Genomic DNA, 18,648 nt, shown 5'->3' on the forward strand with positions numbered 1-18,648 from the left:
CTCAACGGGGAGGCAGGTAACGCGATGGATCCACCGGCTTGCCCTGGCGGCGTATTTCAAAGTGCAGCTTGACGCGATCGGCGTCGGTGCTGCCCATCTCGGCGATTTTTTGCCCCTTGCGCACGGCCTGATCTTCCTTGACGAGCAAGGTCTGGTTATGGGCATATGCCGTCAAAAACGTGTTGTTGTGCTTGAGGATGACAAGGTTGCCGTATCCGCGCAGCCCAGCGCCCGCATACACCACGCGGCCATCGGCGGCGGCCAGGACCGGGTCACCGGCCTTGCCAGCAATGTCGTAGCCCTTATTGCGTGCCTCGTCAAAACCGGCAATCAACGAGCCAGGCGCAGGCCAGATGAACGCCATGTCATCCTCGGCCGCTGCAGCGGGTGCGGCAGGCGTGGCGGGGGCAACGGCCACCACAGGGCCAGAAGCCGCCGATGTTGCAGGTTTCGCGGCACTGGCCGCAGGGGCTGGCGTGCTCGCAGGTGCTGCAGGCGTGATGGAGGAAGACGTGACAGGACGGGTGACCACGCCGCTGTCCGACGCGACCGCCTGCGAAGCAGCAACCGGTGGCGCTACGCGCAGAACCTGGCCCACTTCGATCAGATTTGCGTTGTCAAGGTTGTTCCAGCGCGCGATGTCTTTCCAGCTCTGGCCTGACTCCAGCCCGATTCGGATCAGCGTATCTCCAGGCTTGACTGTGTAATAGCCAGGCTTGCCCGCATTTTCGGCACCTGGCAGTGGCTTGATGGGGGTGCCAACCACCACACCTGGCTGTGCAGAGGATGAAGGAGCGGAGGAGGAGGATGTGCCTCGGTCTTCCACTGGAGCCTTGTTCAGCCGGGTGCCGCAGCCACTGAGCGCCAAACCCGCCAGTGCCACAGTAAACCCAACCACAAGACCACGCGATACGAACATAAGCAATTCCCTTCAGGCAATCCCCGATTTTAGAGGGACAAAATGCACAGGCTCCAGCACGCTTTGTTTCAATCCGTGTGGGGTTTTGTCGATCACAAGCAACATCTGCTGCCCCCCCGCAAGCGCCATGGGCGCAACCAGCCTGCCGCCCACGGCTAATTGGTCGCACCAGGCCTGGGGCACAGCGTCACCACCGGCTGCGGCAATGATGGCCGCGTAAGGCGCACCCTTGGCATAGCCCAGCATGCCGTCACCGAACAGCAGGTGCACGTTGGCCAGCCGAAATGGGCGCAGGTTGTTGCGCGCCTTGTCGTGCAGGCCACGCAGGCGCTCCAGGGTGTAGACCTCTCGCGCCAGGTGGCTCAGCACGGCGGCCTGGTAGCCGCAGCCCGTGCCGATTTCCAGCACACGCCCCAGCCCATCGGTGCGTGCGCCTTCGGCGCCCACGAGCAATTCGCACATGCGGGCGACGACATTGGGCTTTGAGATGGTCTGCCCCAGACCAATGGGCAGACTGGTGTCCTCATATGCCTGGTTGACCAGGGCGCTGTCCACAAAACGGTGGCGTTCCACGGTGCCCATGGCCTGCAGCACCGCAGCCGATGTGATGCCCCCTGCCGCCAGCTTTTGCACCATGCGCGCGCGCACCGCCGCAGAATCCAGCCCAACGCCCACAGGGGGTGCTGCCACTGGATTGCGCGCAGCGGGAGCCACCGGCGTGGCCCGGACTGCCGCAGGACCCGATCCGGGCAGCCGGGCCGGGAATCCAGGGCGGCGCTGCATCAGAGCTCCGGGGCGCCAGCCGCCCCTGCCGCAAGCCGGGACGCCGTTTGCGCCCAGTAGCCAAGGTTGTCATGGTCGGTCAGGTCCACCTTCAGTGGCGTGATGGACACATGGCCCTGCGCCGTGGCATGGAAATCCGTGCCCTCCGCATCGTCCTTGGCGGCTCCCGCGCCACCAATCCAATACATCGCCTCACCCCGGGGGCTTTCCTGCACGATCACGCGCTCGGCCGCGTGGCGGCGTCCCAGGCGGCACAGCTTGATGGGCTGCAGCGCCGCAAGCGGCATGTTGGGAATGTTCACATTCAGCAGCCAGGGTGTATCGGTCACCAGGGTCTGGGCGCGCATCTGCTCCACAATCTCCCGCGCCTTGGCCGCTGCAGCCTCGATCTCGCCCCAGCCCTTGTCCACCTGCGAGAAGGCAATGGCCGGAATGCCAAACAGATAACCCTCCATCGCGGCGCCCACGGTGCCTGAATAAATGGTGTCGTCGCCCATGTTGGCGCCATTGTTGATGCCCGACACCACCAGATCGGGCCGGTAGCCCAGCAGCCCCGTCAGGGCGATGTGCACACAGTCGGCCGGCGTTCCGTTCACATAACGGAAGCCGTTGTGGGCCTTGTGCACATACAGCGGCGAGTGCAGGGTCAGCGCATTGGACTTGGCACTGTTGTTGTGCTCGGGCGCGACGACTTCAACCTCCACCCCGTCGAGGGTTTTCAGGGCATCGTGCAGCGCCACGATGCCCGGAGCCTGGTAGCCGTCGTCGTTGGAGATCAGAATTTTCATGGGTTGCGGTAGAGCTTGCAACGGATTGTAGGTGGGGCACCCGCCCACACCCAACGGCCCGCCCTCCGTCGCTCGTGGGACATCGTGCGCCCGGGTGCCCCGCCTATCATGCAGACCACATTGACAGGAGACTTTTCCCATGCACGCTTGGCTTTGCACCAACCCCACCGGCGTTGACGCCCTGGCCTGGACCGAACTGCCCACGCCCACGCCCAAGGCGGGCGAGGTGCTGATCGAAATCAAGGCGGCCAGCCTGAACTTCCCCGATCTGCTGATCGTGCAGAACAAGTACCAGATGAAACCGCCCCTGCCTTTCGTCCCCGGCTCGGAGTACGCAGGCGTGGTGGCAGCCGTGGGCGAAGGCGTCACTCACCTCAAGGTTGGCCAAAACGTGGCCTGCCTGTCGGGCACCGGCGGTTTTGGCACCCACACCATCGCCCCGGCAGCCCTGTGCATGCCGCTGCCGGATGGCTTTTCGCATGTGGACGCTGCGGCGTTCATCATGATTTACGCCACCTCGCACCATGCCCTCGTAGACCGCGCACAGCTCAAGGCGGGCGAGACCGTGCTGGTGCTGGGCGCCGCCGGGGGCGTGGGCACGGCCGCCATCCAGATCGCCAAGGCCATGGGCGCGCGCGTGATCGCAGCAGCCTCCAGCGATGAAAAATGCGCGCTGTGCACTTCCATCGGGGCCGACGCCACCATCAACTACAGCAGGGACAACCTGCGCGACGCCATCAAGGCGCTGACCGACGGCAAGGGCCCCGACGTGATTTATGACCCTGTGGGTGGCGACTTTGCCGAGCCCGCGTTCCGCTCCATTGCCTGGCGCGGCCGCTACCTGGTGGTGGGTTTTGCCTCCGGCCCCATCCCGGCCCTGCCCTTCAACCTGGCGCTGCTCAAGGGCGCCTCCATCGTGGGCGTGTTCTGGGGCGACTTCGCCAAGCGCGAGCCCAAGGCCAACGCCGCCATGATGGGCGAGCTGGCACAGTGGTACGCCCAGGGCAAGATCAAGCCCGTGATCGACCGCACCATGCCCATGGCCGAGCTGCCCGCCGCCTACGCGCACATGGGTTCACGGGGGGTGATGGGCAAGCTCGTGATGGTGAACTGATGCCTGCGCCTGCCAGGCCACAAGGCTTGGCAGAGCCAGCCCCTCAGAAAGCGGCCGCTGTGTCACACTCGCACCTCCTGCTCTCCTCTGACACTGGTGTCCGCACATGGCCGACCGACCACCTTCCGAAATTGCGCGCGAGACGCTCAAGCAGCTAGCCACCCGCCGCCTGCCCCCAACGCCCGACAACTACCTGGCGCTGTACGACGAGATCGCAGGAACCCGTAGCCCCCAGCCGTTCCCGGACGGCCAACTGCACCACATCCTGCGGGTGTTGCCAGGGCAGACACCGGCCCAGAAGCGGCTCTTGGGGCAATTTGAGCGCGCCGTCAACAACAAAGACTGGACTTCGCTACAAAGTGTGCTGGTCGGTTACGCCAACCTGGGGCTGAGCCCGGCGGCGGCGGCGGCCCCGGTAGAGACGGCTGCAAGCACCACCGCCCCCGGCAACCCCGGCGTCCTGCCGGACGAGTTTGCGCAAATGCTCGCCCGCCTGATCGACAACACGCTGCCCGCGCTGGGCGAAGACGATGCCCGCGTGATCGAGATGGCGCAAAAGCTCATCGCCTTTCTGAAAGAGCCCGCACCGCCCATCTCCACCGTCCAGCTCATGCTGGGCAACTTCACCTACCGGCTGTCGTTTGCCACCGAAGACCAGGCCGCCATCCGCTCCAGCCTGCTGGAGCTGCTGCACATGGTGTTCGAGAACATCGCCGTGCTCAGCGTGGAAGACCGCTGGCTGCACGGCCAGGCCGAGGCGCTGATGGCAGCATCCACGCCGCCGCTCACTTTGCGCCGCCTGGACGATGTGCAGCGCCGGCTCAAGGACGTGATCTTCAAGCAGACCGAGGCCAAGGCGCGCACCGTGGAAGCGCAGGAGCAGATGAAGGACATGCTGGCCACCTTCATCGAACGGCTGGCCAAAATCACGGCGTCCAGCACCACCTACCAGGGCACCATGGCACGCTGCGCCGACCTGATCGGCAAGGCCAACACCCTTGAGGAAATCGCCCCCGTGCTGCAAGAGGTGATGACCGCCACCCGTTCGATGGCGCTGGACAGCCGCGTGGCCCACGACGAGCTTCACGACCTGCGCGAGCGCACCGAAGCCAAGCGCGCTGAAGTCGCCAAGCTGCAGGAAGAGCTGGACCGCGCCAGCGCCCAGGCCCGGCACGACCCGCTCACCGGCTCGCTCAACCGCAAGGGCCTGGACGAAGCCATGGAGCGCGAAATCGCCCGCGCGCGCCGCCTGGGCTCGCCGCTGTGCCTGGCGCTGCTGGACGTGGACAATTTCAAGACCATCAACGACCGCCTGGGCCACTCGGGCGGGGACGCGGCCCTGGTGCACCTGGCCCAAGTCACACGCGAAGTCATGCGGCCACAGGACCTGCTGGCGCGTTATGGCGGCGAAGAGTTCGTGCTGGTGCTGCCCGACACTTCGGTAGAAAGCGGCGTGGCCGCGATGACGCGGCTGCAGCGCGAGCTGACCACACGCTTCTTCCTGCAGGGCAGCGAGAAGGTGCTCATCACGTTCAGCGCTGGTGTGGCCCAGCTGCACGACAGCGAAGGCAGCCCCGACGCCATCCGCCGCGCCGACCAGGCGATGTACCTGGCCAAGCGATCGGGCAAGAACCGGGTCATGGCGGCATAGGGTGAAGCACCCCCTGAGTCGCCTTCGGCGCCTTCCCCCTCTCCTTCGGGAGGGGGACGCCACCAGCGCACGCAAGCGAAGCGCCGCATCCGCAGCTTGGCGGCCCTTGCGCGGTGGCCGCTGGCCTGGGCCGCGCCGGTTCTAAGCGCAGCGCACCTATCCAGCGCCCCGCAATGAATCCAGAGCAGAGACGCGCATTTTTGCGGAAGGCCATCCTGGCCGCCGCTGCCACCCAAATGCCCCGCTGGGCATGGAGCAACGCACCAGCACTACAGAGCAACCCCTTCGCGCTGGGCGTGGCCAGTGGAGACCCGGCGCCTGACGGCGTGGTGCTGTGGACACGGCTGGCGCTAGCAGACCCGGCGCTGATGCAAGCGGCCCACACCGTGCGGTGGGAGGTGGCGCACGATGTGCGTTTTGCACAGATCGTGCAAAAAGGCGAAGCCACCGCCCTGCCTGCGCTCGGCCACAGCGTGCATGTGGAGCTGCAGGGCTTGGCACCAGGCCGCTGGTACCACTACCGCTTCATGCTGGGCGATGCCATCAGCGCCACCGGCCGCACGCGCACGGCCCCGGCCCCCGGTGACCTGCCCGCCACGCTGCGCATCGGCTTTGCCTCCTGCCAGCGCTGGGAACACGGTCACTACGCCGCCTGGCACCATCTGGTGGCCGACCAGCCCGACCTGGTGCTGTTTCTGGGCGACTACATCTACGAATACGCGACGCCGAAAAACACCACCGACCTGACGCGCACCCACAACCTGCGCCACGCCACCACGCTGGCGGACTTTCGGGACCGCTACGCACTGCACAAAAGCGACCCCGCCCTGCAAGCCGCCCACGCTGCCTGCCCCTGGGCCGTGACCTGGGACGACCACGAGGTGCAGAACGACTACGCCAGTGGTACCGGTAAGGGCGACGATGGCAGCTTTCTGACGCTGCGAGGCGCCGCATGGCAAGCCTTCTACGAAAACATGCCGCTGCGCGCCGCCAGCCTGAACGGCCCCGCCTCCGGCACCCGCTGGGATGCCCTGCAGGTCTACCGCCGCCTTCGCTGGGGGCGCCTGGCCCACATCCACCTGCTGGACAGCCGCCAGTACCGCACTTGGCAGGCCTGCCGCACGCCCCAGTCCACCAGCGCGGGCGCTGTGCGCGCGGCAGACTGCGCCGACCTGGCCAGCCCCGCCCGCACGCTGCTGGGCGCAATGCAAGAGCAGTGGCTGGACACCGGCCTGGCCGCCGACGCACACACCGAAGACGCCACCCACTGGAGCGTGCTGGCACAGCAAACCCTGTTTTCGCCGCGCCACTACCCTTCGGGCGTAACGTCCGCCGACAGCTGGGACGGTTACCCCGCAGCCCGCGCGCGCCTGCTGCAGGCCGTGGCCCAGCACGCCCCGCGCAACACCGTGCTGCTGGGCGGCGACATCCACCAGAACTATGTGTGCCGGGTGCACGCCAATCCCGATCGCCCAGAGTCGCCCGTGGTGGCCAGCGAGTTCTGCGGCACGTCCATCAGCTCGCGCTCGGGCACCACACAAGACAAGGTGGACGCCATCGCCCGGCACAACCCGCATGTGCTGCTGGCCCGCTGCGACCAGCGCGGCTATGGGCTGGCAGACATCACCCCCACGCGCTGGACCACCACCCTGCGCGTGCTGGACGACCCGCTGCGCGCGGACAGTGCCGCCACCACGCTCGCCCGCTTTGTGGTGGAAGACGGGCGGCCCGGGCCCAAGCCAGCATGACGGCTGCTTGATTGCTATGCTATTCATAGCTATTAACGCTTGATGAATAAGCGCTAGAGGCTAAAAACACCAAAATTTTCGGAGCCTGTAGCGCGATGTAACGCCCCGGCGTCGCTCCGGCCGGTCCGCGTACCATGGCCACTTCTTCGCCCCTTCGCTTCTCGCCACCCAGGAGTTGTCCATGCCCAAAACCACCACGCACCCCCTGCCCTCCACTCGTGCCATCACCTTCAGCCTGAGCTTGCTGGCCTCGGCCGTGCTGCTGGCAGGCTGCGCCAGCGCCCCGTCACAGTTCGCGTACACCGTGCCCGCCCAGCCCGAAGGCTCGTCCGGCTACACCGAAAAGCCCGGCTGGGCCACCGAGAAATTTGCCGTGGCCGCCGCCAACCCGCTGGCCACGGATGCGGGCTACCAGATCCTCAAGGCCGGGGGTTCTGCCATCGACGCAGCCATTGCCGTGCAGATGGTGCTGACCCTGGTGGAGCCGCAATCGAGCGGCATCGGTGGCGGCGCCTTCCTGCTGCACAGCACCGGCAAAACCGTGGAGGCCTACGACGGCCGTGAGACCGCCCCGGCTGCAGCCGACGAAAAACTCTTTCTCGGCGCCGACGGCAAACCCGTGCAGTTCTACGATGGCGTGGTGGGCGGCCGCTCGGTCGGCGTGCCCGGCACCGTGCGCATGCTGGAGATGGCGCACAAGCAGCACGGCAAGCTGCCCTGGGCCACGCTGTTCCAACCCGCCATCACCCTGGCCGAAGGCGGCTTCAAAATCAGCGCACGGCTCAACACCCTGGTCAAGGCCGACCCGCACCTCAAGAAGGACCCGGTGGCTGCCGCCTATTTCTACAAGGCCGACGGCGACGCACGCGATGTGGGTGTGAACCTGCGCAACCCCGAGCTGGCCGCCGTGCTGCGCCGCATAGCCACCGAAGGTAGCAAGGCACTGCACGAAGGCGAAATCGCCCAGGCCATCGTGGACAAGGTGCAAAAACACCCCACCAACCCCGGCAAACTCAGCATGGCCGACCTGGCCGGCTACCAGCCCAAAAAGCGCGAAGCGCTGTGCCACGACTACCAGGTGCAGGCCAAAGACTTCCGCATCTGCGGCTTCCCGCCGCCCAGCTCGGGCGCCATTGCCATCGGGCAGATCCTGGGCATCCTGAAAAACACCGACGCTGCCGCCAAGCCCCTGCAAGACGGCATTCCATCCGCCGACTGGCTGCACCTGTACACCGAAGCCGCCCGCCTGGCCTTTGCCGACCGTGCCCTGTACGTGGCCGACCCTGACTTTGTGCAGCCCCCCGGCGGCAGCTGGACCAGCCTGATCGCCCCCGCCTACCTGGCCGAACGCGCCAAGCTCATCGGCACGCAAAGCATGAAGGTCGCCCAGCCCGGCAACCCGGCCGCCGTGAAGACAAGCTACGCCCCCATGCCCGACCAGCCCGAATACGGCACCAGCCACATCAGCATCGTCGATGCCTTTGGCAACGCCGTGGCCATGACCACCACCATCGAAGACCAATTCGGCGCGCGCCAGATGGTCAAAGGCTTCTTGCTGAACAACGAGCTGACCGACTTCAGCTTTGCCCCCACCGACGCCCAGGGCCAGCCCATTGCCAACCGCGTGCAGCCCGGCAAACGCCCCCGCTCGTCCATGGCACCCACCCTCGTGTTCGACAAGGCCACCGGCGAGCTGCTGATGAGCGGCGGCAGCCCCGGCGGCGCGGCCATCATCCACTACACCGCCAAGACGCTCTACGGCGTGCTCAACTGGGGCCTGATGCCCCAACAAGCCATCAACCTGCCCAACTTCGGCTCCATGAACGGACCGACGCTGCTGGAAGAAAGGCGCTTCCCCCCCGCCACGGTGGAAACCTTGCGCGCCCGCGGCGCCGAGGTGCGTGAGATGAATATGACGAGCGGGTTGCAGGCCATCACGCGCGGGCAGGCGCATGGGAAGAAGCTGTGGATGGGCGGGGCCGACCCACGGCGTGAAGGGGTAGTGATGGGGGATTGAGATGGAGGTGTTGATGCCTCGGCATCAACGCCTCCATCTGCAGCCGGACTTGAAACCCTTCACGCTGCGAGCCCCACAAGCTTGTCGAAGCGACGCGCAAGGCTTCGACAAGCTGTGCCGGAACAGGCCGTTCAGGACTGAAGGCCTGACTTGATCTTGCGAACCGCTGCAACGTCGCCAAGGAATACTTGCAGTGCATCCTTGTCTTCACGCGAAAGGTCCGCGCTGTCGAGAAGATGGAGTTGGTGGATCACAACTTCCAGTGCCTCTGCGAGCCTGCCGATTTGCTTGCCGTAACTGCCAACCTTCTCCAGCGCAGCTTGCTCTACCTTGGCGTTTGAAGTCGCTCCCAAGTTGACCTGAAAGAGATTGAACGACCAGTTGGGAAGGATGGGCTGGGAGAGCGCTGTAGGGGCCAGTTGAAGTGGCATGTAGAAGTGTTGCAATTTGCACTCCCAGTGAAGTTCGTGAGTTCGGACGGCAATGCCTGCGTTCCCCGGCGGTGGGCTTTGTGCAGCCAGACGTTCGAGCCAAGCGGAAGATGGTGGCATGACGACTGTCACACGAGGCCGATGATAGCCAGCACACCTAGCAGGACAGGCGGCGCGCCGTAGGGGCCCCCACTTAAAGGCTACCAACTCGGCGTCACCTCTTTCGCCGGATGACAAATGCGTTCTCAGCACGTTGAAAGCCGATTGCAGGGTAATAGGACATCGCATTCGGCGCTGACAGCAGTATGAGAGCGACCTCTTCGCCAATGACCGCCTGCGTCCGCCTGATCAGTTCCTTGCCCACGCCTCGACCCTGAAGAGCCTTGTCGACAGCAAGGTCAGAGAGGTAGCAGCAGTAGGCGTAGTCGGTGAGTGATCGACTCAGTCCCACCAGGCGTCCATCCTCCCAGGCCGAGATCACGAGGCTCGGCGCCGCGAACATGCGCGCGATTCGGGGAAGGTCAGAGGTTGGACGCGTGATCCCTGACGCGTCGAAGACCCGAACAACTTCGACTGGATCTAGCGGTACGTTGTGACGGTACTCGAGTTGAGGCATGGGATCACGAATGGGATGTGATGTTGAATCGTGTGACGCTTGACGTTAGCGCTCAGCGGACGGCGAAGCCGACTCTCGCAGCAGAGTGTTACCAGCATCTGCTGGAGACCGAAAACGATACACGGATGCGCCACGATCATGGGAAGGCGCAATGTGAGGACGAAACCCCGCAGTGGCGTTACGCCAAAACAACTCGGCTCCAACATTGCCAGGATAGCTTGCGACAGACCACTCGCCCGGATGCGCTTGGAAGAGCGCCAAGGCGGCCGCCCTCCCCGCGCCGCGGCGCCGATAGCGTGGCTCAACCCAGAACTCAGCTATCTCATGCAGCCCGCGCTCAATGTTTCGGACGAGAGCAAATCCCGCCACGTTGTCGCCCACTCGAAATAGGTACGGCGTTCGCCCCGCCTCCTGCCAGTACAGGTGCAAGTACGGGTAGTCCGTACTGGCGCCCAACTCCGACAAGTATCTGTAGAGCAGCGCTGCCACGAGATCAAGGTGCTCCCGAGCAACTCGCTCGACGATTAGGAGATGATCTGAAGTCATCATGGTGGATACAGGTTGTGCGGAGCGGCGCGCACCCCGGGGCTTGAACTTGGCACTTTATGCTTCACGCGTCCACTCCTGTGATGGCGTGGACTCATTGGTTGTTTGGGTGAAGGCGTGGTGATGAGACTGAGCTGAATCCGAGAAAAATTGCCGCCATCGTGCTTCGCACCGACAAGCTGAGCAAAAGGCGGCATGCTGGAACCTGCTTATTTAGATACCCGCTTGTCATAACCAACGCTCCAGCACCTTCGGCACCCCCGCCATCAACATCGCCACCCCCGACAGCGTCAGCATCCCCAACACAATCTGCCGAAACCTCGCCTCGCTGATGCCGTGGTACAGCTTGGCGCCCAGCAGAGTGGGCACCAGCATGGCAGGTATGACGATGGCCACCAGGGGCAGCGCTTCGCGGGTGACCAGGCCGGTGGCCAGGTAGGTGATGAAGGTCACCAGCAGCATGGCCAGGTTGAAGTTCTGGATGATGGCGCGCTGCACGTCCTTGTCCAGACCGCGCAAGGTGCACCACAGGGTGGGCAGCACGCCGGTGAAGCCGCCCAGGCCGCCCATCACGCCGCCCGCCATGCCCACCAGCGCGTCGGCCACGCGCCCGCCGCGCGTGATGCGGGGCAACTGCTTGGCCATCAGCATGGCCGGGCACCACAGCACCAGCAGCGTGCCCAGGATGACCTTGAACGCATCCATGTCCAGGCGGGGCAATACGGCCACGCCGATGGGGATGCCCGCCAGGCCGCCCAGCACAAAGGGCAGCAGGCGCGCCCGGTCAAAACCCCGGCGCACGGTGGCCGCTGCCACCAATTGGCCCGTGAGCGCGCCGCACACGGCCAGCACGGCGGCCAGGCGGGGTTCCAGTGTCCAGGCCCAGAACGACATGGCCACCATGCCAAAGCCGAAGCCCGACAGGCCCTGCACAAACCCGGCGGCCACGGCGCCCAGGGCTACGATCAACAGCACGGAATCCATTGCACCTCCACTGCTATCGGCTGCGTTCAACAATCCGCTCACGCTGAGCTTGTCGGAGCGCTGCACAAGGCTTCGACGAACTCCGCCTGAACGGCTTCGGTAGATCGCAGACACGCAATTCGTTTTAAGGGGCTGCCGAGCCAGCCGGGTCCATTGTGCAGGTTGGTTCGCAGGCGCACTCGGGCACAGGAGCACCTTGGCCCGCACACACCTTGTCCATCAATACAACGTGGCTTGCTGGCGCGCGGGCAGTTCGCGGTCGTAGGTGGCGCCGTCAAACCGGCCCTGCGTGATGGACGCGAGGATGGCGCCGGGGGTCGGCACCGTGCGCGGGGTGCCAGGCGGTACAGCGCTCCACAGGCGCGAGCGTTGGATGGCGCGGGCGCACTGGAAGTACACGGCTTGCACATCAACGACGATCACGCATTTGGGCGGCTGGCCGTTGACCGCAAACCGCTCCATCAGATCGGGCGCCACGCTGATGCGCGCGTGGCCGTTGACGCGCAGGGTTTCGCCCACGCCGGGGATGAGAAACAGCAGCGCCACGCGCGGGTCTGCCACGATGTTGCGCAGGCTGTCGGCGCGGTTGTTGCCACGGCGCTCGGGCAGGAGCAGGGTCTTATCGTCCTGCAGCTGCACAAAGCCTGCCGGGTCACCACGCGGCGAGGCGTCCAGCCCGCCAGGGCCGGTGGTGGCCAGCACGGCAAAGGGCGACGCCGCGATCATGGCGCGGTAGGCGGGGTGCACATACGGCAGCTCTTTGTGGACGGAGGCATCGCTGAGTGGGCCCAGCAAGGCCTCCAGGCGTGGCAGGGTGTCGATGGCGTGCTCGTCGCGGGCGGGGGTCATGGCGGTAGCTTCCTTGGGGTAGGGTGGCAACAGAACAGCCATGGTGCGGCAGGCCCGCCGCCCCGACAAACGACTTTGCGGCAGGTCACGCGTGCAAAAAGCGCACGTATGGAGTCCGGCACGTGGGAGTGCCGGCCCCACTGCCCTGCCCCCAGCGCATGGCACTGGCACGGCACATGCCGCGCCAGGGGCGGTGCGCAATCCGGCCCGTAGGCAAGACACGCGCCACTCCTTTGTTCAGCGTGCGGGACGCAGCTTGACGCCGGGGAAATCCACCGGCACCGCGAGCGCCACGTTCACGTAGTTGGTGAACAGGTTGAGCGCCACATGGCCCACGATCTCGACGATGTGCTCGTCGCTCCAGCCTTGGTCGCGCAGCGCCTGCACATCGGTGGCATCCACCTGGCCACGTTCATTGACCAGCTTCAGCGCAAAGCGCAGCACGGCGGCGGTGCGCGGGTCGGCGGATTCTCCCGACTGCGCGGCGGCCAAATCGTCGCCGCTCACGCCTGCCTTGCGGCCCAGCGCAGTGTGGGCGGCCAGGCAGTAGTCGCAGGCATTGCGGTTGGCCACGGCCACGGCAATCTGCTCGCCCAGTGCGACACCGATCACGCCGCCACCCAGCGCACCAAAGGCGGCCCACATGCTTTGCAGCGCGGCAGGCGAGTTGGCCACCGCGCGGAACATGTTGGGGGTGGCACCGAAAGCGCCGTGGATCTGGTCGAGCACGGTGCGCACGGAGCCGGTGGCGGCGGTGCGGTCAACGAGGGGGACGCGGGCAACGGAGGAGGAGCTAGCGGACATGGTGTGGATTTCCTTGAAGGTCATGAAAGACGGTTTGGTTTAAAGGGCCGGTGCTTGGTTAAGGGGTTAAGCACCGGGTGCCTGTTCTCAGCACCCTTGCAGTGTCCAGCGTCAGCTCGTACCATTGGACACATAAAATCCATTATTCATACCAAATCATCCAGAATCACCATGAATGCCCGCGACACCTGCACCACGCCTCTGCCAACGCAGGCACCCGCTCCGTTTGACCGGCTGTCGTCGCTGCTGGAGCGCTTTCGGGTGCGCGCCCACCTGTTCCACAGCGGCCCGCTGTGCGGCGTGACCCACTTTGCGGCGGCGCCCGGGCGCGGGTTTCTGCATGTGCTGCGCCGTGGCGAGATGGTGGTGACGCACCAGCCCCAGGCGGGGCCACCGGAGCGGCTGGAGGTAGCCGAGCCCAGCCTGCTCTTCTACGCCCGACCGCTGGAGCATTTTTTTCACAATGCACCCACGGAGGGCTCGGACTTCACCTGCGCGGCGCTGGACTTTGACGGTGGTGCCAGTCACCCGCTGGCCCGCGCCCTGCCCCCGCTGGTGCTGCTGCCCCTGGGCAAGGTGGACGGGCTGCAGCAGTCCCTTGACCTGCTGTTTGCCGAAACCGACCGCCTGCGCTGCGGCCACCGCGTGCTGGCCGACCGGCTGTTTGAAGTGGTGCTGCTGCAACTGCTGCGCTGGCTGCTGGACCACCCCGAGCAGGCGCGCATGCCGCCCGGCCTGCTCACGGGTCTCGCCGACCCTGCCCTGGCCCGCGCCCTCACCGCCTTGCACGATGCGCCGGGCCAGCCATGGAGCCTGGCGCAGATGGCGCAGCAGGCAGGCATGTCGCGCAGTGCGTTTGCGGCCCGCTTCAAGGCGGTGGTGGGCGACACCCCCGCCGACTACCTGGCGCACTGGCGGCTGACGCTGGCACAGGCCCATCTGCGCGGCGGACGGTCGTTGAAGTCGATTGCCAACGAGCTGGGTTACGCCAACCCCTCGGCGCTGTCGCGCGTGTTTGCGCAGAAGGTGGGCATGTCGCCACGGGTCTGGCTGGAGGGCCTTGCAGCATAGCGGGCTAAGCCGCCACCTCCTCTGCCCGGCTGGACGCGCGGCCCACGGGCCGCCACAATTTCCTGCGCCGGCTGCGCAGCGCCAGGATTTTGATAAAAACAGGCCCTGGCGCTTATCCTGATTGCGCAAACAGCTATTTAATTGATAGCAAAGCTCTGCAAATTAATCAGCCGCTGGAAAGGACTCACACCATGAACGCCGCTCTCACCCAACTGGCAACCGACTGCGGGCTGGCCAGCGACGCCCACACCCCGCTGCGCCTGGCCTTTGGCCTGGCCTGTGTGCAGCGCGTGCGCCATCTGCTGGAAGATCCGGAGGCCATCGAGGGCCTCGACGTGCTGGCCGCGTTCACGGCGGGCACGGTGGATGCGGCCACTTTGGCCAACGCAGCAGAGCGGCTGAAAGCGGTGGCCTCGCACCACCGGGGCTCGCAGTCGCTGGACGGGTCGGCCCATGCCGCAGTGTCGGCCACCTACGCCGTGGCCAACGCGCTGGCGGGCCGGGCGCTGGAGGCCGCCAGCTACGCGGCCTATGCCACGGTGTATGCCTATGGCGGGTATGCGGTGCAAGACCTCGCGGCGTTTGAGCCGGAGCACCAGTGGCAGGTGCAGGCGCTGCAGCGGCTGCTGGACGATGCGGCGACCCAGCGGTCGGCGAGGCCCCTTGCCGCCAGCCAGCCCTGCGCATGAGCCGCCAGCAGGTTCTCGCCGCGCTGGCCGCCCCGCTGCGCGTGATCCTGGAGGCCGAACTGGCGCAGGGCAACGTCATCGACGAGGTGGCGGACTGGCCGCCCCGGTGCGAGTTGCTCGTGATCCTGCGCCGCCCTTTCGCGACGGCCTACCCGACCGGGCCTGGCGTGGAGTTCACCGCCATCGAAAACCGGCACTACTGGAAGTCCGAATACAACCTCGATGGCGGCCGGCAGACGCTGGCGTGCGGTTTTGGCTGAGCCGGGTGATCAGACGTTGATGGCGGCCGCCGACCCGGCCTGCTTGCGCAGCTCGAACTTCTGGATCTTGCCGGTGCTGGTCTTGGGCAGCTCGCCAAACACCACGGCACGCGGCACCTTGAAGCCCGCCAGGTGCTTCTTGCAGTGCGCCATGATGTCCTCGGGCGTGGTCTGCGCACCGGCCTTCAGCTCCACAAACGCACAGGGCGTCTCGCCCCACTTGGGGTCGGGCTTGGCCACCACGGCGGCGGCCAGCACGTCGGGGTGGCGGTAGAGCACGTCTTCGACCTCGATGGACGAGATGTTCTCGCCGCCCGAGATGATGATGTCCTTGCTGCGGTCCTTGATCTTGATGTAGCCGTCGGGGTACTGCACGGCCAGGTCGCCGCTGTGGAACCAGCCGCCTGCAAACGCTTCTTCCGTCGCCTTGGGGTTCTTGAGGTAGCCCTTCATGGCGATGTTGCCCTTGAACATGATCTCGCCCATGGTTTCGCCGTCCTGTGGCACGGGCAGCATGGTCTCGGGGTCGAGCACGCGCACATCGCGCTCCAGGTGGTAGCGCACGCCCTGGCGGGCGTTGAGGCGGGCGCGCTCGCCAATGTCCAGGGCATCCCAGGCTTCGTGTTTGGCACACACGGTGGCGGGGCCATACACCTCGGTCAGGCCGTACACATGGGTCAGGTCGAACCCCATTTTTTCCATGCCCTCGATCATCGAGGCCGGTGGCGCGGCGCCCGCCACCATGGCCTTGACGCCTGCGGGGATGCCCACCTTCATCGCATCGGGCGCGTTGACCAGCAGGCCGTGCACGATGGGCGCGCCGCAGTAGTGCGTGACACCGTGGTTGCGGATGGCGTCGAAGATGGCCTGCGCGTCCACCCGGCGCAGGCAAACGTTGACGCCAGCACGCGCCGCAATGGTCCAGGGAAAGCACCAGCCGTTGCAGTGGAACATGGGCAGCGTCCACAGGTACACCGCATGTTTGGGCATGTCCCACTCCAGCACGTTGCTGATGGCATTGCTGGCGGCACCCCGGTGGTGGTAGACCACGCCCTTGGGGTTGCCCGTGGTGCCGCTGGTGTAGTTCAGCGCAATCGCATCCCACTCGTCGGCGGGCAGGCTCCAGGCAAAGGCCGCATCGCCGCTGGCCACAAAGGCTTCGTAGTCGGTGCCGCCCAGGCTTTGCACGGCGGGGCCATAAAGCGCGTCCTGCACCTCGATCACGCGGATGGGCGTGGTGCCCGTGCGCAGGGCCAGTGCCTTGGCCATGGTGCCGGTGAACTCCGGGTCCACGATGACGGCCTTGGCCTCGCCGTGGTCGAGCATGAAGGCGATGGCCTCCGGGTCGAGCCGGGTGTTGAGGGTGTTGAGCACCGCGCCGGCCATGGGCACGCCAAAGTGCGCCTCCACCATGGGTGGGGTGTTGGGCAGCATCACGGCCACGGTGTCGTTCTTGCCAATGCCGGCCTTGGTCAGCGCGCTGGCCAGCTGGCGGCAGCGCGCGTAGGTCTGTGCCCAGGTCTGGCGCAGCGTGCCGTGCGCGATGGCCAGACGGTCGGGGTAGACCTCGGCCGTGCGTTCGATGAACGACAGGGGGGACAGGGCAGCGAAGTTGGCTTCGGTGCGGGGCAGGTGCTGGTCAAAGATGGAGGTCATGGGTCGGTGCTGAGAGGTAAACAGAACGCAGCCTACCGCCCCAGGCTGACTCAAACCCTTCGGCGGCGACTCTGCTTGATACGGTACATCGCCGCGTCGGCGCTGGCCAGCAGCGTGTGCGCGTCCTGCGCGTCGCGCGGGAACAGACTCACGCCGATGCTGGCTCGCACCGGGAAGGGCTGGCCTTCGATGTCGAGCGGAGACTCGAAGGCCTGCTCCAGCTTGGCAGCGATCTGCAGGGCCGCATCTTCGGAATCCACGTTCTCGCACAACACGGTGAATTCGTCGCCCGCAAGCCGGGCCACGGTGTCGGCCTGGCGCACGGCGCCTACGATGGTGCGGGCCACGGCCTGCAGCACCAGGTCGCCCACGGCGTGCCCCCGCCCGTCATTGATGGCCTTGAAGTCATCCAGGTCCACAAACAGCAGCGCGCAGTCACGCCCGCTGCGGCGCGACAGCTCCAGCGCCTGCGCCAGGCGCTGCTCGAACATGCGGCGGTTGGGCAGGCCGGTGAGTGCGTCGTGGTGTGCCAGGTGGGCCATGGCATCGCGGCTGGCGTTGAGTTCGTTCATCTGGCGCAGGATCTGCTGCTCCATGTCTTGAAAGCTGCGCGCCAGCTCACCCACCTCGTCCTCGCGATCCACCGGCAGCACGCCGTGGGGACGGCCCTGCGGCAGTGCCTGCGTGGCGCGCACCATGGCTTTGAGGGGCTGGGTGACCACGCGTGAAACCAGCGCCGCCAGCACTACCCCCACGGCACTCAGCACCAGCAGGATCTTGAGGATGCTGTTGCCCAGGTTCACCACCTCGCCCTGGACCGCCGCCAGTGGTTGCGAGAGCCCCACCACCATGAACCGCTTTTCCTCCTCGCGCCCGAAGGGCATGCGCACGAACGAGAAGACGCGAGCCTCTTCGTCGTCAGTGCCCGGCAGGCTGAGCACCACCTCTTCCTGGTGGCCCCCGACCAGTGCGGCCACGGGCGCAAAGCTGTCCTGGATCAGGATGCGCTGGCCCCGGTCGAACCCGAAGGTCTGGCTGGCGTCCGGGTGCACCAGAAAATCGCCCCAGCGGTTGCTGAGGAAGAAACCATAAGGAGCGGGCAGCGCTGTGTTGAAGCTACGCAGGAAATGCTGCGCCGCCACACGCACCACCACCACGCCACGCACCTGCCCCCCCCGCACCACGGGCGAAGCCATGCTGAACACGGGCAGCGGCTCGGCATCGGCTGCGCCTTCGTGGTTGATGCCGAACTCCGACACATAGACCTCGCCCGGCGCCAACGCCAGGGTTTCGAACACAAAGGGGAAGTGGGCCTTCTCCTGCAGTTCGTCCTCGCTGGCGCGGACCCACGCGTCGCCAGTCCGGTCGATGCGTACCAGCTCCAGGCCAAAGTCCTGCACGCCAATGAAGCGGATCTGCAGGTAGCTCGGGTGTGTGATCAAGCTGGCACGAAACACATCAGCCAGCACGTTCTTGTCCTGCTCTATGGCCGCCACACTGGCCAGAAAAGCAGTGTCGCGCGCCACGGTGCCAAAGCCGGCTTGCATGTGGCGCGCCAGCACCTGCGTGGTGGCCAGCAACGCCTGTTCGGCCCGCCCCTGCAGGCGCGCGCGGCTGGAATCAAAGGTGTAGTAACCCGCAAGAATGGCCGCAAACACACTGAAGGACGCGAGCAGCATCCCCAGCCGCAGCGCAATGCCCCATTTCATGCGGGTTTTCATG

Annotated in this window: 18 protein-coding genes; 7 read left to right on the forward strand and 11 right to left on the reverse strand. The window is 66.0% G+C overall.

What is annotated here, in order from left to right:
• Nucleotide 1: 1 nt before the first annotated feature.
• Genes ACSQ22_RS05265 through surE form a run of 3 tightly spaced genes read right to left on the reverse strand, consistent with a single transcriptional unit; the run spans nt 2 to nt 2,490 of the window.
• On the reverse strand, nt 2–919 hold the full coding sequence (locus ACSQ22_RS05265; RefSeq protein ID WP_121420604.1) for a peptidoglycan DD-metalloendopeptidase family protein: 918 nt from the start codon (nt 917–919) through the stop codon (nt 2–4).
• Nucleotides 920–931: 12 nt separating this feature from the next.
• A complete protein-coding gene (locus tag ACSQ22_RS05270) occupies nt 932–1,702 on the reverse strand; it encodes a protein-L-isoaspartate(D-aspartate) O-methyltransferase (protein WP_436129656.1) in 771 nt (256 codons plus the stop codon).
• On the reverse strand, nt 1,702–2,490 hold the full coding sequence (gene surE / locus ACSQ22_RS05275; protein WP_436129657.1) for a 5'/3'-nucleotidase SurE: 789 nt from the start codon (nt 2,488–2,490) through the stop codon (nt 1,702–1,704). The genes ACSQ22_RS05270 and surE overlap by 1 nt, the downstream gene beginning before the upstream one ends.
• Before the next feature lie 139 nt (nt 2,491–2,629).
• On the opposite strand from surE, the gene ACSQ22_RS05280 reads away from it, so the two are divergent.
• From ACSQ22_RS05280 to ACSQ22_RS05295, 4 genes are all read left to right on the forward strand, one after another.
• Entirely contained in the window at nt 2,630–3,604 is a 975-nt protein-coding gene (locus ACSQ22_RS05280; RefSeq protein WP_436129658.1) for an NADPH:quinone oxidoreductase family protein, read from the forward strand.
• 106 nt (nt 3,605–3,710) lie between these two features.
• Nucleotides 3,711–5,255, forward strand: a complete 1,545-nt coding sequence (locus ACSQ22_RS05285; protein ID WP_121420607.1) for a GGDEF domain-containing protein — start codon at nt 3,711–3,713, stop codon at nt 5,253–5,255.
• 173 nt (nt 5,256–5,428) lie between these two features.
• Nucleotides 5,429–7,003, forward strand: coding sequence for an alkaline phosphatase D family protein (locus tag ACSQ22_RS05290; RefSeq protein ID WP_436129659.1), 1,575 nt, complete (start codon nt 5,429–5,431; stop codon nt 7,001–7,003).
• Nucleotides 7,004–7,184: 181 nt separating this feature from the next.
• Complete coding sequence (locus ACSQ22_RS05295) at nt 7,185–9,020, forward strand: gamma-glutamyltransferase family protein (protein ID WP_436129660.1); 1,836 nt, start codon at nt 7,185–7,187, stop codon at nt 9,018–9,020.
• A gap of 131 nt (nt 9,021–9,151) precedes the next feature.
• On the opposite strand, the gene ACSQ22_RS05300 is transcribed toward ACSQ22_RS05295, so the two are convergent.
• From ACSQ22_RS05300 to ACSQ22_RS05325, 6 genes are all read right to left on the reverse strand, one after another.
• Nucleotides 9,152–9,466 carry a hypothetical protein gene (locus tag ACSQ22_RS05300; protein WP_431149723.1) on the reverse strand — a complete coding sequence of 105 codons (315 nt, stop codon included), beginning with the start codon at nt 9,464–9,466 and terminating at the stop codon, nt 9,152–9,154.
• A 199-nt stretch (nt 9,467–9,665) separates the two neighbouring features.
• Nucleotides 9,666–10,067 carry a GNAT family N-acetyltransferase gene (locus ACSQ22_RS05305; protein WP_121505913.1) on the reverse strand — a complete coding sequence of 134 codons (402 nt, stop codon included), beginning with the start codon at nt 10,065–10,067 and terminating at the stop codon, nt 9,666–9,668.
• A gap of 45 nt (nt 10,068–10,112) precedes the next feature.
• Nucleotides 10,113–10,616 (reverse strand): GNAT family N-acetyltransferase, encoded by a 504-nt coding sequence (locus ACSQ22_RS05310; protein ID WP_436129661.1) that lies wholly within the window; start codon nt 10,614–10,616, stop codon nt 10,113–10,115.
• A 225-nt stretch (nt 10,617–10,841) separates the two neighbouring features.
• On the reverse strand, nt 10,842–11,597 hold the full coding sequence (locus ACSQ22_RS05315; protein WP_436129662.1) for a sulfite exporter TauE/SafE family protein: 756 nt from the start codon (nt 11,595–11,597) through the stop codon (nt 10,842–10,844).
• A gap of 219 nt (nt 11,598–11,816) precedes the next feature.
• The gene (locus ACSQ22_RS05320; protein WP_436129663.1) at nt 11,817–12,446 is read right to left on the reverse strand and encodes a pyridoxamine 5'-phosphate oxidase family protein; all 630 of its coding nucleotides are present in this window, start codon (nt 12,444–12,446) and stop codon (nt 11,817–11,819) included.
• Between the two features lie 237 nt (nt 12,447–12,683).
• On the reverse strand, nt 12,684–13,250 hold the full coding sequence (locus ACSQ22_RS05325; RefSeq protein WP_436129664.1) for a carboxymuconolactone decarboxylase family protein: 567 nt from the start codon (nt 13,248–13,250) through the stop codon (nt 12,684–12,686).
• A 171-nt stretch (nt 13,251–13,421) separates the two neighbouring features.
• Here ACSQ22_RS05325 and ACSQ22_RS05330 point away from each other — a divergent pair, with 171 nt between their 5' ends.
• The 3 genes from ACSQ22_RS05330 (at nt 13,422) to ACSQ22_RS05340 (ending at nt 15,270) form a co-directional block, all read left to right on the forward strand.
• A complete protein-coding gene (locus ACSQ22_RS05330) occupies nt 13,422–14,321 on the forward strand; it encodes an AraC family transcriptional regulator (RefSeq protein ID WP_436129665.1) in 900 nt (299 codons plus the stop codon).
• 191 nt (nt 14,322–14,512) lie between these two features.
• The gene (locus ACSQ22_RS05335) at nt 14,513–15,010 is read left to right on the forward strand and encodes a hypothetical protein (protein WP_436129666.1); all 498 of its coding nucleotides are present in this window, start codon (nt 14,513–14,515) and stop codon (nt 15,008–15,010) included.
• Nucleotides 15,007–15,270 carry a hypothetical protein gene (locus ACSQ22_RS05340; RefSeq protein ID WP_436129667.1) on the forward strand — a complete coding sequence of 88 codons (264 nt, stop codon included), beginning with the start codon at nt 15,007–15,009 and terminating at the stop codon, nt 15,268–15,270. Before ACSQ22_RS05335 ends, ACSQ22_RS05340 begins: the two co-directional genes overlap by 4 nt.
• A 9-nt stretch (nt 15,271–15,279) precedes the next feature.
• Here the strand turns inward: ACSQ22_RS05340 and ACSQ22_RS05345 are convergent, their stop codons facing one another.
• Both ACSQ22_RS05345 and ACSQ22_RS05350 read right to left on the reverse strand, forming a co-directional pair.
• Nucleotides 15,280–16,926 carry an acyl-CoA synthetase gene (locus ACSQ22_RS05345; protein WP_436129668.1) on the reverse strand — a complete coding sequence of 549 codons (1,647 nt, stop codon included), beginning with the start codon at nt 16,924–16,926 and terminating at the stop codon, nt 15,280–15,282.
• A gap of 50 nt (nt 16,927–16,976) precedes the next feature.
• A complete protein-coding gene (locus tag ACSQ22_RS05350) occupies nt 16,977–18,647 on the reverse strand; it encodes a diguanylate cyclase domain-containing protein (protein ID WP_233573443.1) in 1,671 nt (556 codons plus the stop codon).
• Nucleotide 18,648: the final 1 nt, after the last annotated feature.

The organism is Acidovorax sp. LjRoot38, assembly GCF_964252975.1.
Lineage (GTDB): Bacteria > Pseudomonadota > Gammaproteobacteria > Burkholderiales > Burkholderiaceae_C > Acidovorax > Acidovorax facilis.

Coding starts and splice junctions, on each gene's coding strand:
- ACSQ22_RS05320 (WP_436129663.1), bottom strand. CDS start 12,446: ATGACCCCCGCCCGCGACGAGCACGCCATCGACACCCTGCCACGCCTG.
- ACSQ22_RS05330 (WP_436129665.1), top strand. CDS start 13,422: ATGAATGCCCGCGACACCTGCACCACGCCTCTGCCAACGCAGGCACCC.
- ACSQ22_RS05315 (WP_436129662.1), bottom strand. CDS start 11,597: ATGGATTCCGTGCTGTTGATCGTAGCCCTGGGCGCCGTGGCCGCCGGG.
- ACSQ22_RS05280 (WP_436129658.1), top strand. CDS start 2,630: ATGCACGCTTGGCTTTGCACCAACCCCACCGGCGTTGACGCCCTGGCC.
- ACSQ22_RS05350 (WP_233573443.1), bottom strand. CDS start 18,647: ATGAAAACCCGCATGAAATGGGGCATTGCGCTGCGGCTGGGGATGCTG.
- ACSQ22_RS05305 (WP_121505913.1), bottom strand. CDS start 10,067: ATGCCTCAACTCGAGTACCGTCACAACGTACCGCTAGATCCAGTCGAA.
- ACSQ22_RS05290 (WP_436129659.1), top strand. CDS start 5,429: ATGAATCCAGAGCAGAGACGCGCATTTTTGCGGAAGGCCATCCTGGCC.
- ACSQ22_RS05295 (WP_436129660.1), top strand. CDS start 7,185: ATGCCCAAAACCACCACGCACCCCCTGCCCTCCACTCGTGCCATCACC.
- ACSQ22_RS05335 (WP_436129666.1), top strand. CDS start 14,513: ATGAACGCCGCTCTCACCCAACTGGCAACCGACTGCGGGCTGGCCAGC.
- ACSQ22_RS05345 (WP_436129668.1), bottom strand. CDS start 16,926: ATGACCTCCATCTTTGACCAGCACCTGCCCCGCACCGAAGCCAACTTC.
- ACSQ22_RS05285 (WP_121420607.1), top strand. CDS start 3,711: ATGGCCGACCGACCACCTTCCGAAATTGCGCGCGAGACGCTCAAGCAG.
- ACSQ22_RS05325 (WP_436129664.1), bottom strand. CDS start 13,250: ATGTCCGCTAGCTCCTCCTCCGTTGCCCGCGTCCCCCTCGTTGACCGC.
- ACSQ22_RS05310 (WP_436129661.1), bottom strand. CDS start 10,616: ATGATGACTTCAGATCATCTCCTAATCGTCGAGCGAGTTGCTCGGGAG.
- ACSQ22_RS05265 (WP_121420604.1), bottom strand. CDS start 919: ATGTTCGTATCGCGTGGTCTTGTGGTTGGGTTTACTGTGGCACTGGCG.
- ACSQ22_RS05270 (WP_436129656.1), bottom strand. CDS start 1,702: ATGCAGCGCCGCCCTGGATTCCCGGCCCGGCTGCCCGGATCGGGTCCT.
- surE (WP_436129657.1), bottom strand. CDS start 2,490: ATGAAAATTCTGATCTCCAACGACGACGGCTACCAGGCTCCGGGCATC.
- ACSQ22_RS05340 (WP_436129667.1), top strand. CDS start 15,007: ATGAGCCGCCAGCAGGTTCTCGCCGCGCTGGCCGCCCCGCTGCGCGTG.